This is a genomic window from Flavobacterium sp. GSP6, assembly GCF_003984855.1.
Taxonomy (GTDB): domain Bacteria; phylum Bacteroidota; class Bacteroidia; order Flavobacteriales; family Flavobacteriaceae; genus Flavobacterium.
The window spans coordinates 35,979-54,765 of sequence record NZ_RYDO01000014.1 but is presented as its reverse complement, the minus strand read 5'-3'; the positions used below and the strand labels follow the sequence as shown (position 1 = coordinate 54,765).

General features: G+C 33.8%; 17 protein-coding genes and 1 pseudogene. 3 read left to right on the top strand and 15 right to left on the bottom strand.

The features are described 5' to 3' along the window. The first annotated feature begins 4 nt into the window (after positions 1–4). Positions 5–1,678: a M56 family metallopeptidase gene (locus EKM03_RS12790; RefSeq protein WP_126740539.1), complete on the top strand. Its 1,674-nt coding sequence runs from the start codon at positions 5–7 to the stop codon at positions 1,676–1,678. 79 nt (positions 1,679–1,757) lie between these two features. Beyond that, positions 1,758–1,898: an SsrA-binding protein gene (locus EKM03_RS12785; RefSeq protein ID WP_091170625.1), complete on the top strand. Its 141-nt coding sequence runs from the start codon at positions 1,758–1,760 to the stop codon at positions 1,896–1,898. On the opposite strand, the pseudogene EKM03_RS12780 reads toward EKM03_RS12785, so the two are convergent. After that, positions 1,895–2,074 (bottom strand): annotated as a pseudogene (locus EKM03_RS12780) (adenine phosphoribosyltransferase); the annotation flags it as partial. The gene EKM03_RS12785 and the pseudogene EKM03_RS12780 sit on opposite strands and share 4 nt — an antisense overlap. Before the next feature lie 91 nt (positions 2,075–2,165). Further along, entirely contained in the window at positions 2,166–3,149 is a 984-nt protein-coding gene (locus EKM03_RS12775) for a phytanoyl-CoA dioxygenase family protein (RefSeq protein WP_126740538.1), read from the bottom strand. Between the two features lie 155 nt (positions 3,150–3,304). On the opposite strand from EKM03_RS12775, the gene EKM03_RS12770 reads away from it, so the two are divergent. Then, positions 3,305–4,141 carry an AraC family transcriptional regulator gene (locus EKM03_RS12770; protein ID WP_126459331.1) on the top strand — a complete coding sequence of 279 codons (837 nt, stop codon included), beginning with the start codon at positions 3,305–3,307 and terminating at the stop codon, positions 4,139–4,141. A 44-nt stretch (positions 4,142–4,185) separates the two neighbouring features. Here the strand turns inward: EKM03_RS12770 and EKM03_RS12765 are convergent, their stop codons facing one another. From EKM03_RS12765 to hisG, 13 genes are all read right to left on the bottom strand, one after another. Continuing rightward, complete coding sequence (locus EKM03_RS12765) at positions 4,186–5,841, bottom strand: M1 family metallopeptidase (protein WP_126563700.1); 1,656 nt, start codon at positions 5,839–5,841, stop codon at positions 4,186–4,188. A gap of 59 nt (positions 5,842–5,900) precedes the next feature. Beyond that, entirely contained in the window at positions 5,901–6,947 is a 1,047-nt protein-coding gene (locus EKM03_RS12760; RefSeq protein WP_126563699.1) for an alkaline phosphatase D family protein, read from the bottom strand. A 146-nt stretch (positions 6,948–7,093) separates the two neighbouring features. After that, positions 7,094–8,308 (bottom strand): acetyl-CoA carboxylase biotin carboxylase subunit family protein, encoded by a 1,215-nt coding sequence (locus EKM03_RS12755; RefSeq protein WP_126740537.1) that lies wholly within the window; start codon positions 8,306–8,308, stop codon positions 7,094–7,096. 3 nt (positions 8,309–8,311) lie between these two features. Then, on the bottom strand, positions 8,312–9,745 hold the full coding sequence (locus EKM03_RS12750; RefSeq protein ID WP_126740536.1) for a M17 family metallopeptidase: 1,434 nt from the start codon (positions 9,743–9,745) through the stop codon (positions 8,312–8,314). A gap of 95 nt (positions 9,746–9,840) precedes the next feature. Continuing rightward, positions 9,841–10,986: an alpha/beta hydrolase gene (locus EKM03_RS12745; RefSeq protein WP_233584091.1), complete on the bottom strand. Its 1,146-nt coding sequence runs from the start codon at positions 10,984–10,986 to the stop codon at positions 9,841–9,843. Between the two features lie 121 nt (positions 10,987–11,107). After that, positions 11,108–11,713, bottom strand: a complete 606-nt coding sequence (gene hisIE, locus EKM03_RS12740) for a bifunctional phosphoribosyl-AMP cyclohydrolase/phosphoribosyl-ATP diphosphatase HisIE (RefSeq protein WP_126553401.1) — start codon at positions 11,711–11,713, stop codon at positions 11,108–11,110. An 83-nt stretch (positions 11,714–11,796) separates the two neighbouring features. Next, positions 11,797–12,552: an imidazole glycerol phosphate synthase subunit HisF gene (gene hisF, locus EKM03_RS12735; protein ID WP_126553403.1), complete on the bottom strand. Its 756-nt coding sequence runs from the start codon at positions 12,550–12,552 to the stop codon at positions 11,797–11,799. A gap of 98 nt (positions 12,553–12,650) precedes the next feature. After that, entirely contained in the window at positions 12,651–13,433 is a 783-nt protein-coding gene (locus EKM03_RS12730; RefSeq protein WP_126553405.1) for a HisA/HisF-related TIM barrel protein, read from the bottom strand. A 99-nt stretch (positions 13,434–13,532) separates the two neighbouring features. Then, positions 13,533–14,120 carry an imidazole glycerol phosphate synthase subunit HisH gene (gene hisH, locus EKM03_RS12725; protein ID WP_126459307.1) on the bottom strand — a complete coding sequence of 196 codons (588 nt, stop codon included), beginning with the start codon at positions 14,118–14,120 and terminating at the stop codon, positions 13,533–13,535. An 89-nt stretch (positions 14,121–14,209) separates the two neighbouring features. Then, positions 14,210–15,346, bottom strand: a complete 1,137-nt coding sequence (gene hisB / locus EKM03_RS12720) for a bifunctional histidinol-phosphatase/imidazoleglycerol-phosphate dehydratase HisB (protein WP_126740535.1) — start codon at positions 15,344–15,346, stop codon at positions 14,210–14,212. Between the two features lie 24 nt (positions 15,347–15,370). Then, positions 15,371–16,420 (bottom strand): histidinol-phosphate transaminase, encoded by a 1,050-nt coding sequence (gene hisC / locus EKM03_RS12715; RefSeq protein ID WP_126576158.1) that lies wholly within the window; start codon positions 16,418–16,420, stop codon positions 15,371–15,373. After that, a complete protein-coding gene (gene hisD / locus EKM03_RS12710) occupies positions 16,410–17,702 on the bottom strand; it encodes a histidinol dehydrogenase (RefSeq protein WP_126740534.1) in 1,293 nt (430 codons plus the stop codon). The genes hisC and hisD overlap by 11 nt, the downstream gene beginning before the upstream one ends. A 73-nt stretch (positions 17,703–17,775) precedes the next feature. Continuing rightward, positions 17,776–18,633 (bottom strand): ATP phosphoribosyltransferase, encoded by an 858-nt coding sequence (hisG, locus tag EKM03_RS12705; protein WP_126553413.1) that lies wholly within the window; start codon positions 18,631–18,633, stop codon positions 17,776–17,778. Between the last annotated feature and the right edge of the window lie 154 nt (positions 18,634–18,787).

The window sequence follows — 18,787 nt, the reverse complement described above, 5'->3', positions numbered from 1 at the left end:
AATTATGGAAGTATTTTATATTTATCTCATCAAATCCAGCGGATTAATTGCCTTGTTTTATTTGGCGTATCATTTTATGTTGCGAAAAGAAACCTTTTTCACAAGCAATCGTTGGTTTTTGTTATTGGGATTATTCACTTCCATTCTTTTGCCGTTAGTTGTTTTTACTAAAACAATATGGGTAGAACCTACTCCTATAAATTATGATTGGTCATCATTGCCCATAAGTACAATTATTGATGAAGACCACACGCAAGAATATATTTTTCTGGCATTAGCAGTGCTGTACTGCATTGGCACATTATGCCTTTTCACTAAATTTGGTTTTGAATTTTACAGTTTACAAAAAATAGTAAAAGGAAAAACCATAAAACGTCAAGCGAATTTTAAATTTATAGACTTAAAAGACAACCTCGCTCCTTTCTCTTTTTTTAATACTATCGTTTACAATTCGTCCTTGTACAGCAGCTCTGAACTAGAAAACATTTTAGAACACGAAAAAGTTCATAGTGAGCAAAATCATACTGTTGATGTATTAATTTCAAGATTGTTTTGTATTGTGTTTTGGTTTAATCCATTCATTTGGTTTTATAAAAAAGCAATTATCCAAAACTTGGAATTCATTGCTGACAGCGAAGCCACGAAAAAGATATCCGACAAAAAAGCGTATCAGTTGACGCTTTTAAAAATAACAACACATGAGAATTGTGTTGCCATTACCAATCATTTTTATCAATCATTAATCAAAAAACGAATCGTTATGTTAAACAAAAATCAATCAAAAAAATCGAATTCCTGGAAGTACGCAGTCGTTATTCCTGCTTTAGTTGCATTTGTGATGCTTTTCCAAGTAAATGTGATAGCTCAGGAGAAAAAAATTAAGATAGATGAAATTATCGAAATGTCAAAATTTAATACTGACAAATCAACTACAGATATTGAAATTAGAGAAAATTGTGAAATTGTTCAAAAAACACATAATGTTACTTTAATATTCTCAAATATCAAAAGGAATTCGTTAGGAGAAATTGTAAATATTAGTGCTTCTTATGATGATCACAAAGGGAATAAAGAAGAATATACACAGGAAGGAAACACTCCTATTAATCGATTTGTATTTTTTTATAAGAAAGATAAATTGAATAATGTCAATATTGGTTTTTTCAATGCTGATCTAAAGAAAAAAGCTAAAAAAATAGATATAGTTACTGACACAGCTAAAAGAAGAGCGTCTATACTGACTATAAAAACAGAAGAAATATTGAAAAATGATAGTCCTGAAAAACCAATTATTTTTATCAATGGCAAAAAAACAAACCTCGTAATGGAAGTTATAAACAAAATGGATCAAAATTCAATTGAAACTATGACTGTTTTAAAAGGATCAGCTGCCGAAGAAAAATATGGAGATGAAGGAAAAAATGGAGCTATTGAGATAACAACCAAAAACTTGAAAAGAGAATTGAAAAACCCAATTATATTCATCAATGGTAAAAGAACAAATACCACTCTGGATGATTTAAACAAAACAGATCAAAATTTAATTGAAAGTATGACTGTTTTAAAAAAGATAAATGCTGAAGAGAAATATGGTAATGGTGGGGAAAATGGTGCAATTGAAATTATCACTAAAGGAAATGTAGATTTATTAAAATCCTCCAATAAAAAATCAAAATAGAATTAAACATTTAAAAACCCAGAAAGACGGTCCAGATCAAGACCGTCTTTTTTTATATCTTTACATTAAACAAAATGATATGTATAAAATCCTAGCCCAAATTAACAAAGTTATTTTACCTAGTTTCACCAAACAGCGATTGGATTTGGCTAAAGCCAAAAAATGGCAAATGGCGATTATTGGTTTTAGATATTACGTAACCACACGTGCGCTGGATTAATACGTAATTGCGGCAAAAATTTCATTTCCTTTGATTTTTGCCCTTCCATTCAAGAAAGCTAATTCCATTAGGAAATTGCATTGTACAATTTCTCTATCCAATCTTTTGACCAATTCGCAAACTACTTTTGCCGTTCCTTCGGTGGCCAAAACATCATCGTGAATCAGAATTCGGTCTTCTGAAATTGGAAATTATGTCAGCCAATAATAAAATTATTTATAGCAAGAGACTTTTTAAATTACGATAAAAACATAGTCTACTTTATTGTTACCACTTCTCTGCTCCCAATAATTTTTTTCCCAATTCACTAAGCGCTGCCGTTTTATATTTGGTTTGTTCCCATTTACGGGGATCTCCAGGAAAGGCATATCCTTCAGGTGCAATTCTGTCTTTCCAGGAATTCACTCTCCATTGACGTAGTTCTTCATTTTCTTCTTCCGATGGCATCATAGAAATATATTGTGCCATTCTCACTTTATCTTTTGTAATATTGGGGCGAATGCCATGCGGTTGTAAACTGTTAAAAATCAATAAATCTCCCGCTTCCATTTTTACTTTAACAAATTTGCCTTCAAATTCGGAGGTATCCGGTTGAAATCGATTTCTATCTTCCGGTTGTGTCAGTTTCCAAGTATCATAATTTCGATATAAATCAGGAATACATTGAAATCCTCCCATATTTTCATCCATTTGGTCTGCCAAAGCGAGAACTCCTTGTACGTTTTGAGGTTTTGTTTCAGGATCATAATCCCAATGTATGAATCCTTTGAAATCAAAATCCGGACGGACTGGTAAATTTAGATTTGCTCGGTCAATGGTTACCCATAATTTTTCAGTTCCCCAAATATCTACAAATGCATCGTATACTTTTTTCATTTGTCGATTATCCCATTGGTATTGATGATTGTACACTTCAACCATACCGCTATTGGTAAGTTCTTTCATTTGCATTTCGGCTCTTGGTGGCGCATACCAAGTTTCTGGGTCATTTTGATTTTTCTCTTCAAATTCCCACAGGAAATCGGCCATTTTTTTAGCGTTTTCTTTCGGAACAGCATTTTTTATTACAATATACCCGTTTTCAATCCAAAACTTCCAATCGGCTTCAGTAAGCAAACGCAGAGGTTTACCATTAGAGCGATCATTTAATTTTGTTGTGCTGGATTTTGCTGTCGATGGATTTCCCGGAATATCTTTGTGGGCATTGTTATGTGCCATTGTGGGAACCATTGATTGCTTATTCTTTTCCATAGTTATCTATTTCGTGTTATTACTATTCCAAAATTAGAAAAAGTGAACCTTAATTACTTTCACAAAATGTACTGCTATTTGTACAATATTGATTTATTTTAGTAACTTTAGACAAGTATATGTATTATATTGAACAATTATAGCAGTAACGAGGTATGAAAATAGTTTTTGAGGATATAAAAAGATTAGCCGGTAGTTCCTTTAGAATATTGGTCAATCCAAAATTGAATAATTTTTATTATTGGCATTTTCATCCTGAATTTGAATTGACTTTCATTGTAGCACCAAATGGAACACGACGCGTAGGTGACCATATTGGGGATTTTGAAGGAAGTGATTTGGTTTTTATAGGTTCTAATATTCCGCATTTGAATTTTGATTATGGAATTAAAACCGAATATGAAAAAGTAGTTTTACAGATAAAAGAAGATTTTTTCAAAAATGACTTTATCACCACTCCTGAACTAGCTTTCATTAATCAATTATTTGAGAACTCTAAAAAGGTGGTTTGTTTTCATGGAGCTGTAAAAGATGAAATTGGCAAAAGGCTTCAAAAAATTCATCTTTTATCACATTTTGAACAATTTATAGAAGTACTGTCCATATTTCAGATTTTAGCAACAGCAAATGAAAAGACACTATTACACGATAAACCATTTGAGAATCTGTACAATAACAAAGAACAAGTGCGATTAAAAGTAGTATATAAATTTATAGAAGAAAACTACCAAAGGGCTGTTTCTATTGAAGAAATCTCTCGTTTGACTCATTTATCCAAAGCCGCTTTTTGTCGTTATTTTAAAAAAATGACCCGATTGACTTTTACTGAATTTTTAAATCAGTATCGAATAGAACAAGCTAAAATACTTTTAAAAACTGATAAAAATGCAACAGAAACGTGCTTTGAGTGTGGTTTTGAAAGTCTGTCATATTTTAATAGAATTTTCAAAAAAGTAGTGGGTGAAAATCCGATACAGTTTAAGAAAAGATAAAAAAAGGTATGTTTCCTAAATTTCAGAAACATACCTTTTGTAATTTATTCCGTAATATTAAAACTGGCTACATAAAAGTTTTTATCTATTTCCAATTTTGAATTTTCAGTATTTACAGAAACACGTTGCCATTCTGTCTCTGGTTGTAGCAATTCTTCATTGCCATTCAGCGTTACTTTAACAGGCATGTTAAAACCTGACACACAATTTGTCCAGCGATATCCTAATTGATTATCCTTGAAAAAATATTCTACTGTAGGAATTCTGGTATCTCTTAAATACTGATTAAAAAAGGTAGCTAAATCGATTCCAACTTGCTGACTTAAATAATCTTCAATTTGTTTAGTCGATACCGTTTGATGGTAAAAAGTACTGTTCAAACCTCTTAATATTTTTCTCCATTTTTCATCATCATTTACAATTTGGCGTAAAGTATGTAGCATATTCCCTCCTTTTGGATACATATCACCAGATCCTTCTTTGTTTACACCATAGTTTCCTATAATCGGCTTATCATTGTTTATTCCCTTTCTGGTCCCTCGGATATATTCAAATCCAGCTTCTTTCCCATAATAATATTCTACAAAAAGGCTTTCAGAATAGTTTGTAAAACTCTCATGAATCCACATATCAGCAATATCTTTGTACGTAATATTATTGGCGAACCATTCATGTCCGGATTCATGGATAATGATAAAATCAAATTTTAATCCCCAACCCGTTCCGCTTAAATCCCTTCCTAAATAACCATTTTGAAATTTATTTCCGTAGGTCACTGAACTTTGATGTTCCATTCCTAAATACGGAGCTTCAACTAACTTGTAACTGTCTTCATAAAAAGGATATGGTCCAAACCAGTGCTCAAAAGCTTTCAACATCTTTGGAACATCCTGAAATTGTTTTTTGGCTTTCGCCAAATTGTCTCTCAAAACATAATAGGTACAGTCTAAATCGCCTTTTTCTCCCTTATATTTTTCTGAAAACGAAACATAATCTCCTATATTTATGTTTACACCATAATTATTGATAGGATTTGAGACATACCAATTATAGGTTTTGGTTCCGTCCTTTAATTGCTTAACACTGATCAGACGACCGTTAGATACATTTGTCAAATTTTCAGGAACATTTACACTGATCAGCATATTTTCCACTTCGTCATACATGTGGTCTTTGTTTGGCCACCAAACACTCGCACCCAATCCCTGACAAGAAGAAGCAATAAAAGAATTCCCATTAGCATCTTTTTTCCAAGTAATTCCTCCATCCCATGGCGGATTTACAGCAACTTTAGGTTTGCCTCCGTAAAAAACAGTCAACTTTTTTATGGCTCCTTTTGTTTGAGATGCAATCAATTCAATAAAAAATGCATTTCCTTCTCTTCTATATTTTAAAGCTACTCCATCCTGAATGACTTTATAAATTTCCATAGGATTTTGCAAATCAATTTGCATACTATTGTATTCCTGAACGACTTGATATTTTATTGTATTGGAACCTGAAATAGTACTGTCAGCAGGATTTACTTTAATATCAAGATGGTACTGTTTTACATCCCACCACGCTCTTTCTTTGGTGATGCTGCCGCGCAAAGTATCTTGTCTGGTAAATATTTCCTCTTTTTTTTCCAAAAGTCCTTGCGCATTTACACCATTAAAAATAAGGAAAGAGATCAAAATAAGACTGAATTGTTTTTGCATGGTGAATTTACTTTAGACAAAAATAAACTTTAAAACTCTATAATTAAACTTCCTGGAATTTATTTTCCAGGATAGATTTGGACATATTCTTGCAACAGCGTATTTTCTTTTCCACGAATTTCCATGATCACCTTATTGTTTTCAAAATCAAACTTCAGCAACCCAAAATTAATATCTTTGATCACTTCTCCTTTTACATAAGGATTTTCTTCGCCAGAAAAAGAAGCATAGGTATGGGTTAGTCCACTCGAAGTAAAATCGACTAAAGGATACGACAATCCGCGAACTTTTTTGGAAGAAAAAGTAGCAATATGGCGGTCACCAGAAATTATAAAGGTACCTTTTGCTTTCGTTGAAACAATCAATTGCTCTAGTTTTTCAATTTCATGGGGAAAATTTCCCCAAGCTTCAAAACCGTGTTTATTTGATAAAAATTGAATGCTGCTGACAATAACATTAAATTGTGCCTCAGAAGTTTGAAGTTCATTTTCCAACCATTTCCATTGTGCATTTCCTAACACCGTTCCTTCACCTGCTGTATTAGGTTGAAAACGTTTTTTTAAATCGGTGGCTTTAGTCAGTGCCGTTCTAAAAAAGCGAGAGTCCAATACAATGACTTTTATTTTATTTTCATTTACCTCAATAGTTTTAGCAGTATAAACTCCGTCTCTTTTTCGCTCAGAAGCGTTCTTTGAAGTGCCTAAAAAATCCAATAATAACTGTTGGCTTTTTCTTTTAAAGGGATATTCTTCCCCAGCGTCATTTGCTCCATAATCGTGATCATCCCAAGTTCCTAAAACTATTTTATCTTTAATAAAAGTTAGATAATCCGCGTCTTGTTTTTGAATTTCATAATTATTTTTAAGAAACTGCATATCTTCTGTATCCGAGTACACATTATCACCTCCCCAAATCCAAACGGAAGGATGATTTTTGTCTATCGCTGGCCAAAGTTCATTTTTAATCTTTTGATTGTCGCAGGAACCAAAAGCAATCGTAAAGTAAGTGTTTTGAGTAGGTTTATTAGTTTCAAGTACCTGTTGTGTATTCTGAATTTTACAACTAATAAGGGCAAAAAAGCTAAAAATAAAAAGTATTTTTTTCATGTGAAGGTATTATAAAATCTATTTAATTTAAAAAAATTTGTTGCTAAGGTATACTAATATGCTCAATTGAACTTTAAGTAAAGTTTAATAAAAAAGCGACTATCCAATTAAAATAGTCGCTTTTTTATTAGATTAAAACACAAAAACTAATGCAGGTGGGTTACTTTGCTTTGTTCTACTACAGCAGTAAAATCATTGGCTAAACGTTTGCCATACTCCTCTAGCAATTCTAAAATTCTTTCTTGATTATCTGATTTGACAATAAGTCCTGCATGATATTCTAAGGGTATTCTAAAGCAAACTTCCGGATCTGAAAACGAAGATAAATTAGGATGCTGGAATTTTGTTAAAGTCAAAACGATTCCGGCATATCCTTTTTTTACTTTTGGTAAACTGTACTTCGTTCCTTTGACCAAAGCGTCTTCAATTGCCGCCCACTCTTTCCATAAATTAATATTCGAAGCTTCAGCAACCATTTCGGCCAAATGCGCTCCTCCTACTCGTGAAGAAGTTTCCAAGAAATAAATCTGTCCATCTTCATTACTTTTGATGAACTCTGTATGAGCGGCTCCATGTTTCAACCCAAAACCTTTCATCACTTGTTCATTTATTTTTTTTATCGCGATATCATCCTCTGATTTGTATTTACTATTTGCCGAACGGAAAACGCCGCCACCTTGAGATATTTCCATTGGTGTAGCTAAATATCTAGAAGTCAAACTGAAGATTACTTTGCTATCCGAAATCAAACTGTCACAATGATACACATCACCAGGTTTGAATTGTTCCAATAGATATTTGAATCTGTTATTCCCCATTTCATTAATATGGATCCACAAACGCTCTTTGTCCTCTATTTTTATAATTCCTGTTGCAGAAGCTTCGGAACGTGGTTTCAAAACCCATGGAGCAGGAATAGCATTTGCAAAAGTATTGATGTCATGGTCATTAAACAAAGAACAAAAAGCAGGAATAGAAATTCCACAACTTTTGGCTCTCATTCGCATCGCTAATTTATCTCTAAAATAACGTCCCGTAGTTTGTCCCATCCCATCAATACGGAGGTTTTCCCTTAGATACGTGGCTTTTTCTACATCATAATCGTCTAACGCAACAATGGCATCTACTTTAGTAGTTTTCATAAAATTACCAACACCTAATAACAGATGTTCTAAATTCCAATCGACATCTTGGCCTTTCATATAAAAAATCTCATCAATATGTTGGTGTGGCCATGGCTTGTCTCTGAGTTTTTCGCTTGTCACTAAATAGACTTTGTTGCCTAATTTTTTTAAATTAATTAAAAAATCGGCACCTTTGAAATAATTTGAAATACAAAGAAAGGTTTTAGCGTTTTCCATAGGTTATAAATTTTCTATGAATTTAGTTAATAAATGAACACCATACGCTGTTGCATGCTTACTTTTAGCAAATTCATCCTCACCAAATGCCACTCCAGCTACATCAAGATGCGCCCAAGCGTTGTGTTCTTGGGTGAAATATTCTAAAAATTTGGCGGCACTTATGGCTCCGGCAACTGGTTTTCCGCTATAATTTTTCACATCGGCAATATCACTTTCTATGTCTGATTTATAAACATCCCAAAGCGGTAAAGGCCACAAACGCTCTCCTATTGCATCTCCGTTTTCTTGCAATTTCTTAGCCATTTCTGCATTGTTGGTAAACAAAGCACCACATTCATACCCAAAAGTACCCACGCTGCTTCCAGTAAGTGTGGCGATATCCACAATATATTCCGGTTTGAAATTTTTAATCAAATACGATAATCCATCGGCTAAAATGAGTCTGCCTTCTGCATCAGTATCAATTATTTCTATTGAATGTCCACTGTAACTGTGAATTACATCACTAGGTAAAAAGGACTTGCTGTCAACCGAGTTTTCGGCACAAGGAACAATAGCAGTTACTTTGACTGGCAATTGTAAATCGGCTATAAGTTGCATCGCCCCAAATACTGCCGCACCACCAGCCATATCACACTTCATGTGGACCATTCCTGCCGTTTTTATATTTAATCCACCAGTATCAAAGGTGATTCCTTTCCCCACCAATCCAACATGTTTTAGGTGTTTTACTTCAACAACAGGAGTATACATCATAATGATAAATTGAGGTTCATTCTCGCTTCCTTTTCCTACGGCTAAAAAAGCGCCAAGACCTGCAATTTTAGAAGCTTCATAACCGAGAACTTCTACGTCAAACCCATATTTCTGCCCAGTCTCTTTAGCCCAATTCGACAAGTATTTTGGATTAATTGTATTCGGAGGCAAATCGACTAAATCATAGGTTGCTAGTTGCGCTTTGGCAATTTTAATTCCTTTTTTGGCTGTAGCCAAATGCTCTTTTTCAGATAATAAACTCAAGCTAAAATCTGGTTCTAAAAAAGGATGTACGCTTTTCTCCGATTTAAAATGACCTAAATCATACGTTCCCAAAAACAATCCTGAAATCATAGCTTCAACCTGATCCTCAGTAAATTGTTCTGGTATAACTAAAGCTACACTCAAACTTAAATTTTCTTTTTGTTTCGATGAAATACGGCGAAAAATAGTTTTTAACGATTTATAATCTATCGTTTTTCCCAAGCCAATAAAAACATACGTATTATCATTTTTTTCGGCCAAATAGTGTGTGCCTTTTTTACCAAAAAAAACTTTGGAAGCAATTTCCAATCCATTAAATGTAATGGGAACAATACTTTTTGAATAGGTTTCAAAAACCGGAATTAAAATTGTACCTGAAAAATCATCTGAATTTGTTATTGTACTTGTTCTCATTTATTCTTTTTTTATGGCTGTTGTTATTGGATGAAATTCAACATTAATGTCGTTTTTTTAGCTATACTCTGTAATAGACGCGATAAATCGCATCTCTACACTTCTTTTTCATTAAAAAACAACCATTCAATTGCTTTTGGAAACTCGTCACTCCAGTAGGTTTCGCTATGTTTTCCCTGCTTGTTAATACTTAAATTAATATTCGATTTTTCTTTTACAAATTCACTTGAAATCAAACTATCTTTAAAACTTTTGATATGTTCAATCATCGTTATACTTTCATCGTCACCGGCATATAAATAGATTTTTGTATCTGCTGAATTAGCTTTTTCAGTATTGATTTTTAATTCAGGAACGACCCAAAGCGAGGGCGAAAAAATCATTAATTTCCCATACACTTCAGGATTTCTTAATCCACTAAAAATACTAACTAATCCACCCATTGAGCTTCCTCCAATTCCGGTGAATTCCCGTTCTTTTTTGGTTCTAAAATTGCGATCTATGTAGGGTTTTAATGTATCAGTCACAAAGCGAATGTATTTCTTGCCTTGTCCCTTTCCTAGAACAGTTTTCCCTACATTGTATTCTTTGATGCGATCTTCTTCGGCGTGTTCAATAGCAATAATTATAATTTTTCCAATTTTGTATTCTGACATAACTGCCAGTTTTTTATCAATTTCCCAATTGCCAAATTCAGCTGATTCATTGAATAAATTTTGAGCATCCTGCAAATACATAACCGGATAACTTTCACTCGATTTGTCATAATCATGGGGTAATAACGCCCATATTTTCCTGGTTTTATTGAGTTGGGGAATTTCAAATTCATCCGAAATCAATTGCACTTGAGGTAAAAAAGATTGTTTAAAAGGCAACCAGTTTTTTCTCCATCTCTCAACGTGTTCTTTTTGAATGCCAGTATGTGCTAATGTAGAGCGATTTTCGGTACGATTCCCATGACTGTTAATCTCAACATCGCTCCAATCTCCTTTCGTAAATTTATACAAAAGCATCTCTGGATAATCAAAATCATGTGGGAATTTGTAATGATACGAACGGTTCCCTATCTTCTCCATCAGAAATTCGTTGTCCTGTGTGCGCCAATTATTAAAATTCCCTGAAATATAAACCGGCCGAGCATCATCTTCATCAGTAGTTAGAATTATGTGTAGTCCAGTATTTAGTATAAAATTGTTTGCATCAGGATTAAAGGTGGTATTGTCTGAATTCATTACTTGCATGTGCTGCTTTAATTTTAAAATAAAAGTAAATATAGTGGATTGCTATTGGAAATAAAAGAAAAAAGAAAACCCAATAGCAAATGAATTTTCTATTGGGTTTTATGTATAAAAAGTAAGTATGCTAATTTTTCTTCTGACGGCTTTTTAAAACTGTTACCACATCATCTAACTCAAACCCTTTGGCTTGCAATAAGATAAGATAATGAAAAAGTAAATCAGCACTTTCACTCAAAAACAAATCATCATTGTCATCTTTGGCTTCAATAACCACTTCAATCGCTTCCTCACCTACTTTTTGGGCAATTTTGTTCATCCCTAATTTGAATAAAGAAGCAACGTAACTTTTTTCTGAATCTGCATTTTCTCTTCGAAGTTGGATTGTATCTTCTAAATCCGAAATAAAGCCATAATCTGCTTTGTTTTCGTCAGCCCAGCATGTATCTGTACCTTTATGACATGTTGGCCCTTCTGGTTTTACCTGAATCAATAGCGTATCATTATCACAGTCGTTTTTGATGTCGATCAGATTTAGAAAATTGCCACTTTCCTCGCCTTTTGTCCAAAGCCTTTGCTTACTTCGACTGTAAAAGGTTACTTTTTTAGTGTCTATCGTTTTTTGATACGCTTCGGCATTCATATAACCCAACATCAAAACCGTTTTGGTTTCACTGTCTTGAATGATTGCTGGAATTAATCCGTCTGTGTTTTTTGAGAAATCTATGTTCATGTTTTTAATTTAAAGATTGAAAAATTAAAGATTGAAAGATTATCTAATCCGATTTTCTTTTCTCTTTATTCTATTATCTGTTTCTATATCCTAACTTCGATATTATTATTTTTAAGGGCTGTTTTTAATGTTTTGATTTCAATTTCTTTAAAATGAAATACACTTGCGGCCAATGCTGCGTCTGCTTTTCCTCCCAGAAAAGTGTCCACAAAATGCTGTATGTTTCCCGCACCACCAGAAGCAATTATAGGGATATTAACTAATTCCGAAAGTGTTGCCAAAGCTTCGTTTGCAAAACCGTTTTTAGTTCCGTCATTGTCCATTGACGTGAATAAGATTTCACCTGCACCACGTTCTTCCACTTCTTTGGCCCAATCAAACAAATTCAATTCGGTAGGCACTTTTCCTCCTACTAAATGAACAATCCATTGCCCGTCAATTTGTTTGGCATCAATTGCAACCACTACACATTGACTGCCAAATTTTTGTGCCAAATCATTAATCAACTGCGGGTTTTTGACCGCTGAAGAATTAATAGAAACTTTATCCGCCCCGTTTTGCAACAAAATTTCAACATCTTCAACGGAGGAAATTCCACCACCAACAGTAAATGGAATATTAATCGTGGAAGCGACTTTACGAACCAAATCAACTAAGGTTTTTCTTCTTTCTTCCGTGGCAGAAATATCTAGAAAGACCAATTCATCCGCACCTTCATCTGAATATATTTTAGCTAATTCCACTGGATCTCCTGCGTCACGCAAGTCCACAAAATTAATACCTTTTACGGTTCTTCCGTTTTTAATGTCGAGACAGGGAATAATTCTTTTTGTAAGCATTATTGTTTTTATTACACAGAGATTCACGAAGTTTCACTAAGATTCACAAAATTCTTGGTGAATCTTAGTGTCATCTTTGTGTGTCTTTGTGAAACAATCTATTTTATTATATATTTTTCTAATTGTTTCAAGGAAATTCGTCCTTCATAAATTGCCTTACCAATTATTGTTCCTTCACAGCCTAATTCGGCTAGTTTTGGTAATTCGTCAAAAGTAGAAATTCCTCCCGAAGCAATTAATTTTATGCCATTGGATTCCGCCAACTTCTCGCCTCTCGACTGCGCTCGAGATGACGCGCTCGAAGTGACAGTGCATTGATTAATAATTTTTTTATATAAATCAAAGGATGGTCCTTCAAGCATACCGTCTTTGGCAATATCGGTACAAATTACATACTGAATTCCCTTATTTTGATACTCTTGTATAAAGGGAATCAATTCTTCATTAGAATCTTCTAACCAACCCGAAACGGCTACTTTTTCATTGTTGGCATCTGCTCCCAAAATAATTTTATCAGCACCGTATTCTGCAATCCATTTTTCGAATAGTTCTCTATTTTTAACGGCTATACTTCCGCCGGTAATTTGATTGGCACCACTTTCAAAAGCAATTTTCAAATCAGAATCGGATTTTAATCCACCACCAAAATCAATTTTCAATTTGGTTTTAGAAGCTATTTGCTCTAATATTTTATAATTCACAATTTGGCTTGACTTTGCTCCGTCTAAATCAACCAGGTGCAGGTATTCTATACCGTGAGCTTCAAATGATTTGGCCACTTCAAGCGGATTTTCATTGTATATAATTTTGGTATTGTAATCGCCTTTTGACAAGCGAACACATTTTCCATCAATGATGTCTATTGCAGGTATTATTCTCATTTATTTTTAATTTAAAGATTTAAAAATTGAATTATTTAAAGATTGGGAATGTTAATTAAAGAACTATTTGATTCTCTAATTTTTCAATCTTTGAATTTTTCAATCCTTTAATTTTAAGAAATTACCCAAAATTTGTTCTCCAACATCACCACTTTTTTCAGGATGAAATTGAGTTCCATAAAAATTTTCATTTTCCAATGCTGAGGAATATTCTAGCTCGTAATTAGTTGTGGCAATGGTTTCTGTACAAATAGGAGCATAAAAACTATGGACCAAGTACATGTATTCGTTCTCTGCAATTCCTTTGAATAAATCTGATTTCAAGTTGTAAATTTGGTTCCACCCCATTTGTGGTACTTTTACTTTTGGCGTAAACTTAATCACATCAATATCAAAAATTCCCAAACCTTTGGTATTCCCTTCCTCCGATTTGTTGCACATCAGTTGCATTCCCAAACATATTCCCAAAACAGGTTGTTTCAAGGTTGGAATCAAAGTGTCTAAACCACTTTCTAAAAGCATTTTCATTGCGGAACTTGCTTCTCCAACGCCTGGAAAGATCACTTTGTCTGCTACTTTAATTTCTTCTGGATTATTACTCAAAATGGCTTTGAATCCCAATCTTTCGATGGCAAACATAATACTTTGAATATTGCCTGCACCGTAATTTATGATTACTGTTTTCATTTATATTGGTCTTAATGTTGTAAAGTCAAAAGTCATAAAGTCAATGCCGGAGCACTTTAAGACTTTAAGACTTTTGTCTTTCGACTAAATTAAAGCTTCCCCTTTGTACTTGGCAAAATCATTTTTTCTGTATCCCGCTTTACGGCTACTTTTATTGCTTTGGCAAAAGCTTTAAAAATGGCTTCAATCTTGTGATGTTCGTTCGTTCCTTCTGCCTTTATATTGATGTTGGCTTTCGCTCCATCGGAGAAAGATTTGAAGAAATGATAAAACATCTCCGTTGGCATTTTTCCGACCATCTCCCGTTTGAATTCGGATTCCCAAACCAGCCAGTTTCTGCCTCCAAAATCAATAGCCACTTGCGCTAAACAGTCGTCCATTGGCAAACAAAAACCGTAACGTTCTATTCCTAATTTATTTCCTAATGCTTTCGCAAAAACTTCTCCAAGTGCAATTGCTGTATCTTCAATTGTGTGGTGTTCGTCTACTTCCAAATCACCTTTTACAAGAATTTCTAGATCCATTTGTCCGTGACGCGCAATTTGGTCGAGCATGTGATCAAAAAAAGCAATTCCAGTTTCAATTTGACTTTTTCCAGTTCCATCAAGGTTTACGTTGATGTAAATATCCGTTTCATTTGTTTTTCTTTTTATTGAAGCGGAGCGTTCTTCTAATTTCAAAAACTCATAAATTACTTTCCAATCGGTAGTTTGCAAAGCAATAACGGAATCTAATTCCTCTCTTTTTGAAGCAATTTCGTCGCCTCCCAATTCTTCATCGGTATTAATAAAAATCGCTTTTGAACCTAAATTTTTGGCTAATTCCACATCTGTTATTCTGTCTCCTATTACGAATGAATTTGCTAAATCATACTCCGGATTATCAATGTATTTTGTCAACAAACCTAATGCAGGTTTGCGCGTTGGAGCATTTTCGTGCGGAAATGTTTTATCAATTAATACCTCTTTGAAAATAACGCCTTCATTTTCAAACGCTTTCATAATTAAATTATGCACGGGCCAAAAGTTAATTTCCGGATGCGAATCCGTACCCAAACCATCTTGATTGGTCACCATTACGAGTTCAAAATCTAGTTCCAAAGCAATTTTCCCAAGGTATTGAAATGCTTTTGGATAGAATTCCAGTTTTTCAAAACTGTCTAATTGATAATCATTTGGTTCCAAAACCATTGTTCCGTCACGATCTATAAAAAGTATTTTTTTCATTAAAAAAAGTTTAAGGTTTAAGGTTTAAAGTTGTTTTAACACCTCAATTAATTTCATGTTTTCTTGTGTTGTTCCAACAGTTAAACGCAATGTATTTTCACAAAGTGGTTGGGTGGTTCGGTTCCGAATTACAATTCCTTTTGCAATCAACTCTGCGTATCTTTTATTGGCATCATCCACTTTTACCAAAATAAAATTGGCTTCTGTAGGATAAATTTTTTCGACAAAATTAACATCAAGTAACGCTTTAAGTAACTCCTCTCTTTGTGCTATAATAGATTCAATTTCAGATTTTATCTTTTCCGGCTTGTCTAATCGTTCCAAAGCTCTTTTCTGAGTCAGTTCATTCACATTATATGGTGGTTTTATTTTATTCAAAACCGAAATTACTTCCGCAGATGCATAACAAATTCCCAATCTGATTCCTGCCAAACCGTACGCTTTTGATAGTGTTTGAGTAATGACCAAATTTGGATATTCGTCTAATTCATTAATCCAACTTTCTTTTTTTGAAAAGTCAATATACGCTTCATCAATTACTACCAACCCCTTAAAATTTTGAAGAATATACGCCACACTTTCATCCGAAAAAGAATTTCCGGTTGGATTATTTGGTGAACATAAAAAGATGATTTTAGTGGTTGCATCAACAGCTTCCATGATTTTCTCCATTTGCGGCTGAAAATCTTCTGAAAGCAACACTTCTTTGTTCTCTACTGCATTGATATTCGCCAAAACACCATACATTCCGTATGTTGGTGGCAAAGTGATTACGTTATCTGTTTTTGGTTCACAAAAAGCTCTGAATAACAAATCCAACACTTCATCACTTCCGTTACCAAGTAAGATTTGATTTGTTTTGACATTTCTTAGTTTAGCCAAAACCTCTTTTACACTAACTTGTTGTGGATCTGGATACCGATTTACACCATTTTCAAACGGATTTTCATTGGCATCAAGAAAAATCATATCTGCAGTATCAAAACCTTCAAATTCATCACGAGCTGAAGAATACGGTTTCAATTGCTTTACGTTTTCTCTAACCAAATTATTTATATCGAAATTATTTTTCATTTTCAATCGCTTTTAATCGTAATGTAACTGCATTTTTGTGCGCTTGCAATCCCTCCGCTTCTGCCATGATTTCAATAGCTTTTCCGATATTTTGTATGCCTTTTTGGGATATTTTTTGAAAAGTCATTGCTTTAGTAAAACTATCCAGATTTACACCGCTATAATTCTTGGCGTAACCGTTGGTTGGCAAGGTGTGATTCGTTCCTGAAGCATAATCACCGGCACTTTCAGGTGTATAATTTCCTATGAATACAGAACCCGCATTTTGAACGCCATTACTGTAAAAATCATCAAATTCTGAACAAATGATAAAGTGTTCTGGTCCATATTCATTGATTAAATCCAAAGCAATTTTATCATTTTCGACAAAAATTAATTTAGAATTAGCAATCGCTTTTTCAGCAATCGCTTTTCTTGGCAACGCTTTTATTTGGATTTGGATTTCAGCCTCAACAGCCTCAATTAACTTTCTGGAAGTAGAAACTAAAATTACCTGACTGTCCGCTCCGTGTTCCGCTTGAGATAATAAATCTGATGCTACAAAAGCTGGAACTGCTGTATCATCAGCCACAATCAATAATTCTGATGGACCGGCCGGCATATCAATTGCTACGCCAAACTGAGTTGCGAGTTGCTTGGCTACCGTTACATATTGATTTCCTGGTCCAAAAATTTTATACACTTTAGGGATCGTTTCCGTACCAAAAGTCATTCCAGCAATTGCTTGAATACCTCCTACTTTTAATATTTTAGTCACACCACATAAATTTGCAGCATACAATATTGCGGGATTTATAGCTCCATTTTTATCGGGAGGGGAACACAAAACAATTTCGTTACAGCCTGCAATTTCTGCAGGAACAGCAAGCATTAAGACTGTGGAAAATAAAGGTGCAGTTCCTCCTGGAATATACAATCCAATTTTTTGAATGGGTCTTTTTTCCTGCCAACAATTTACTCCTTCAATAATTTCTACAGTTACTCTTTCTGTTTTTTGAGCAGTATGGAATTTTTTAATGTTTGACTTCGCAAGTGAAATTGCTTCTTTTAAGTCGGCAGAAATGGAAGCAATAGCCTCGTCAATTTCTGCTTTAGAAACTGCTAAATTTTCGATAATTGCACCATCAAAAAGCGAAGTGTATTTTGCAACAGCAAGATCACCTTTCTTTTGTACTTCCTTAAAAATTTCTTTTACTGTTGCTTCTATATCATCAACCGTTTTTGTAGGTCTTTCTAAAATGGAAGCCCAGCTTTCGGGTTTTGGATTGAATATTTTATTCATTTTTAATTTTATTCAAAGATTAAATGATTTAAAAATTGAAAGATTTTACTTTTAAATCATATCATTCATAATTCTACAAAACCATTTTCTCAATTGGACAAACTAAAATTCCTTCAGCTCCAGCTTCTTTCAATTGATCAATCACATCCCAGAAAGTATCTTTGTCGATTACCGAGTGTACGCTGCTCCATCCTTCTTGTGCCAAAGGCAAAACGGTTAAACTTCGTAATACCGGAAGAATTTTTCCAACAGCATCAATTTTGTCATTTGGCACATTCATCAAGATATACTTCGATTTTCTTGCTCTTAAAACAGATTCAATTCTGAATTTTAAAGTGTCTATTATTTTTTGAGATTCAGGACTTACTTTTGGAGAAACAGCCAACACCGCTTCACTTTTAAAAATAACTTCAACCTCTTTTAGATTATTTTTAAATAATGTACTTCCACTGGAAACAATATCAACAATAGCATCAGCTAAACCAATGTTTGGAGCTATTTCAACCGAACCTGAGATCTGGTGAATATCGACATTTACACCTTTAGAACTAAAAAAATCAAGTACTGTTTTAGGGTAGGAAGTGGCAATACGCATACCATCTAAATCCTGAACGGATTTGTAATCAAATGCTTTTGGTACAGCAACAGATACTTTACATTTTGAAAAACCTAATTTTTGAATTACTTCAATATCTCCGCCTTTTTCAACTAATAAATTATCGCCCACAATAGCAATATCCACAACTCCATCAATCAGATATTGAGGAATATCCGAATTTCTTAAATACAAAACTTCTAAAGGAAAATTGGATGCTTCTGCTTTTAATTGGTCGATTCCGTTATCAATTGAAATGCCTGCATCTTTTAGAATTTGAATGCTGTCTTCGTTTAAACGCCCTGATTTTTGAATTGCAATTTTTAATGTACTCATTTTGTTTTTTGTTTTTTTGTTTAAAATATTTTGATTGAGTACAAATATGGGGTAATAAAAAACCCGTTTGATGTACTCAAACGGGTTTTTAGAATATGATGATTTACACACATACCATTAACACATCGCTTGAGAGCAATAATGAAAATGATGA